The sequence below is a fragment of the Pseudoalteromonas sp. SR45-5 genome (assembly GCF_014163565.1).
GTDB classification, from domain to species: Bacteria; Pseudomonadota; Gammaproteobacteria; order Enterobacterales; family Alteromonadaceae; genus Pseudoalteromonas; species Pseudoalteromonas distincta.
Genome location: NZ_JACJDN010000556.1, coordinates 1 through 2,657, shown reverse-complemented (window position 1 = coordinate 2,657; position 2,657 = coordinate 1). Strand labels below are relative to the sequence as shown.

The 2,657-nt window shown below is 38.7% G+C and carries 4 protein-coding genes and 2 pseudogenes; 1 reads left to right on the top strand and 5 read right to left on the bottom strand.

Translation table 11 applies throughout. The features are described 5' to 3' along the window. The 3 genes and pseudogenes from H5072_RS16425 to yceD all read right to left on the bottom strand — a co-directional run. Nucleotides 1-410: pseudogene (locus H5072_RS16425) on the bottom strand (phosphate acyltransferase); the annotation flags it as partial. Nucleotides 411-422: 12 nt separating this feature from the next. Then, nucleotides 423-593, bottom strand: a complete 171-nt coding sequence (gene rpmF, locus H5072_RS16420) for a 50S ribosomal protein L32 (RefSeq protein WP_002962381.1) — start codon at nt 591-593, stop codon at nt 423-425. Nucleotides 594-602: 9 nt separating this feature from the next. After that, a complete protein-coding gene (yceD, locus tag H5072_RS16415; RefSeq protein WP_007375269.1) occupies nt 603-1,127 on the bottom strand; it encodes a 23S rRNA accumulation protein YceD in 525 nt (174 codons plus the stop codon). A gap of 131 nt (nt 1,128-1,258) precedes the next feature. Here yceD and H5072_RS16410 point away from each other — a divergent pair, with 131 nt between their 5' ends. Then, a complete protein-coding gene (locus tag H5072_RS16410) occupies nt 1,259-1,858 on the top strand; it encodes a nucleoside triphosphate pyrophosphatase (RefSeq protein ID WP_182694138.1) in 600 nt (199 codons plus the stop codon). A gap of 9 nt (nt 1,859-1,867) precedes the next feature. Here the strand turns inward: H5072_RS16410 and H5072_RS16405 are convergent, their stop codons facing one another. Together H5072_RS16405 and H5072_RS21290 are read right to left on the bottom strand one after the other, a co-directional pair. After that, nucleotides 1,868-2,530: an HAD-IA family hydrolase gene (locus H5072_RS16405; protein WP_182694137.1), complete on the bottom strand. Its 663-nt coding sequence runs from the start codon at nt 2,528-2,530 to the stop codon at nt 1,868-1,870. Next, nucleotides 2,527-2,657, bottom strand: a pseudogene (locus H5072_RS21290) (23S rRNA pseudouridine(955/2504/2580) synthase); the annotation flags it as partial. The gene H5072_RS16405 and the pseudogene H5072_RS21290, both read right to left, overlap by 4 nt.

Sequence of the window (2,657 nt, the reverse complement as noted above, 5' to 3'; positions counted from 1 at the left end):
GTAGGAACAGATGAAATGAGCGCAGCACGTTTAACACCTGGCAGCATTTTTAATACGTAGTGAGCCATAAAAAATAAAGCGCCGGTATTACCTGAGCTAACACACGCTTGAGCTTCGCCCGATTTAACTAAATCAAGGGCAACACGCATAGATGAATCTTTTTTTGAACGTACAGCAATTGCAGGTTCGCAGGCGTTAGTGACTATTTCACTACAGTGACGAATTATGAGTCTTGGATGAGATAAAGAATCGAGGGATTCGAGTTCTTTAGATATAACGTCTTCATTGCCACATAAAATGAGACTTAAATTGGCATGAGCGTTCACCGCATGAACGGCAGCAGGAATAGATGAACGGGGGCCGTAATCGCCCCCCATCATATCTAACGCTATGGTTAGATCTTTCAGCATATAAGTAATCTCTTATTTAGAAATTACTTGAACGCCTTTGTAGTAACCATCTGCAGTCACATGGTGACGACGATGAGTCTCACCAGATGTTTGATCTACAGTTAAAGTTGGACCACTGATCGCATCGTGTGAACGGCGCATGCCGCGTCTTGCACGAGACTTTTTGCTTTTTTGTACAGCCATAGTCTTCTCCTAAGAATCTTTCTTAAGTTGTTTCAAAATATCAAATGGATTAGGTTTATCATCTTCCGCCTTTAATACACCAAAGCTGGCAGGCTTTGCTGAATAACTGCATGAAGCTTCGTTGTGGGTAGCCACTAATGGAATTGCTAAAATTAGTTCGTCTTCAATTAAATCAAAAACGTTAACTTCACCATTTTCATCAAGTGCTACTTCGTCGTAGTCTTCAGGAAAAATATCTAACTCTGTATCTTCACCTACTGGTGAATATGCAAAGTCTTGAACCAAATCCAACCCTAAATCACCATTACAACGTTGACAAATGACAGTAACATGTGTGGACAAATTGCCTCTAATCACAGCGAAACCTTGATCATCGTTTTTGCAATGTATTTTTACCGCTATTTCACCTACTTCTTCCTGCACAACTTTCTCTAAACGAGTAAGTTTTTCAAGCGGTACAATTCCGTCATACTTTAAACGGTGCTGCGCTGCTTTGCCTGGATGAAGAGTGATGGGAATTTTCACCTTTTGCATAGGGGCTGCATCATATAGATAGTTAGTTTGTTAGTCAAAGTAAAAAACCATTTTTACTTGGTTTTTAACGTGTTTTACTCTCGGATCTGATTTATCCTAACTCAATCTGAATTATCGTAGGAAAACAGTCCATGAAGCTTCCACTCATTTTAGCGTCAAGCTCGCCTTTTAGGCAGTCTTTATTACAAAAATTTAATTTACCCTTTGATACGTTTTCACCCGACGTTGACGAATCAGCACTTGAATGCGAAACACCTACTGAACTGGTTAAGCGTTTAAGTGAGTTAAAAGCCTCAGCAGCTAATAAACACTTTAAAAAAGGGTTAGCAATTGGATCAGACCAAGTCGCTGTGTTTAACAATCAAATTTTAGGTAAACCGCACAATAAACAAAATGCTCTAAAACAACTAAATTTATTTAGCGGTAATACTGTAACATTTTTAACTGGGCTTTGTGTTTACGATATTGTAACTGGAACAAAAAAAACCTGCGTAGAACCTTTTAATGTGACGTTTAAAACCCTAAGTGATGCACAAATTAGTGCTTATTGCGACGCAGAGCAGCCTTATAACTGTGCTGGCAGCTTTAAAAGTGAAGGGTTGGGTATCTGTTTATTTGAAAAACTAAGCGGAGACGATCCTAATAGCTTAATTGGATTACCATTAATTAAACTCAGCCAATTACTGGCTGAGTTTGGGATTGATGTGCTTACCGCTCAAAACAAGTTCTAATTAAATAAATTAGCCAAGCAAAACCTGTTGCAATTGCAGATAATTATCTACCGTTGCAACAGGGCTAAGCTTATTTAGCTGCTGTGCGTTATGTACACCCATTGTTACGCCAATTCTATCCATGCCTGCAGCTTTTGCCATTGTCATGTCTATTTGAGTGTCACCAATCATTACAGCGTCTTGAGCGCTTATGCCAAGTTCTTCAAGTAATTGATACAGCATATTTGGAGAGGGCTTAGATTGCGCTTCGTCGCTTGTACGTGTTGCACTAAAAAAATGTCTAAGTTGGCTTTGATCAAGCAAACGCTCTAATCCATCTCGACCTTTACCTGTTGCAACCGCTAAAACAATGCCTTGCTTTTTTAAAGCAGTTAAAACGCTGACAACATTATCAAATACAGGAGTTGGCGTGGTATCAACACTATATTGGTGTTTATACCCTTTAATTAGCGCTTGATGCTGCGCGACATTATCGGGAAATAAAACATCAATTGCTTTTTCAAGCGACATACCAATGATATTTTTAATTGCCAAATCACTTGGCGCCACTAAATTAATTGACTCAGCACTACTACGAATACAGTTAACTATTTTAGTGACTGAATCCATAACGGTGCCATCCCAATCAAAAATGACGAGCTTATATTTTTTAATCGGCGTCACTGCAATCACTGTTTTGCGTCTCGTAATTTTAGTAATGTATTTTTAAGCGTTTTATCAAGGGGCGCTTCAATACGCATCGTTGTTTCGTTTTTAGGATGATAAAAACTTAAATCGTGTGCATGTAAAAATAATCGGT

Bases quoted from the DNA above. Each gene is read 5' to 3' on its own strand.
- rpmF (WP_002962381.1), bottom strand. From the start codon at position 593: ATGGCTGTACAAAAAAGCAAAAAGTCTCGTGCAAGACGCGGCATGCGC.
- yceD (WP_007375269.1), bottom strand. From the start codon at position 1,127: ATGCAAAAGGTGAAAATTCCCATCACTCTTCATCCAGGCAAAGCAGCG.
- H5072_RS16410 (WP_182694138.1), top strand. From the start codon at position 1,259: ATGAAGCTTCCACTCATTTTAGCGTCAAGCTCGCCTTTTAGGCAGTCT.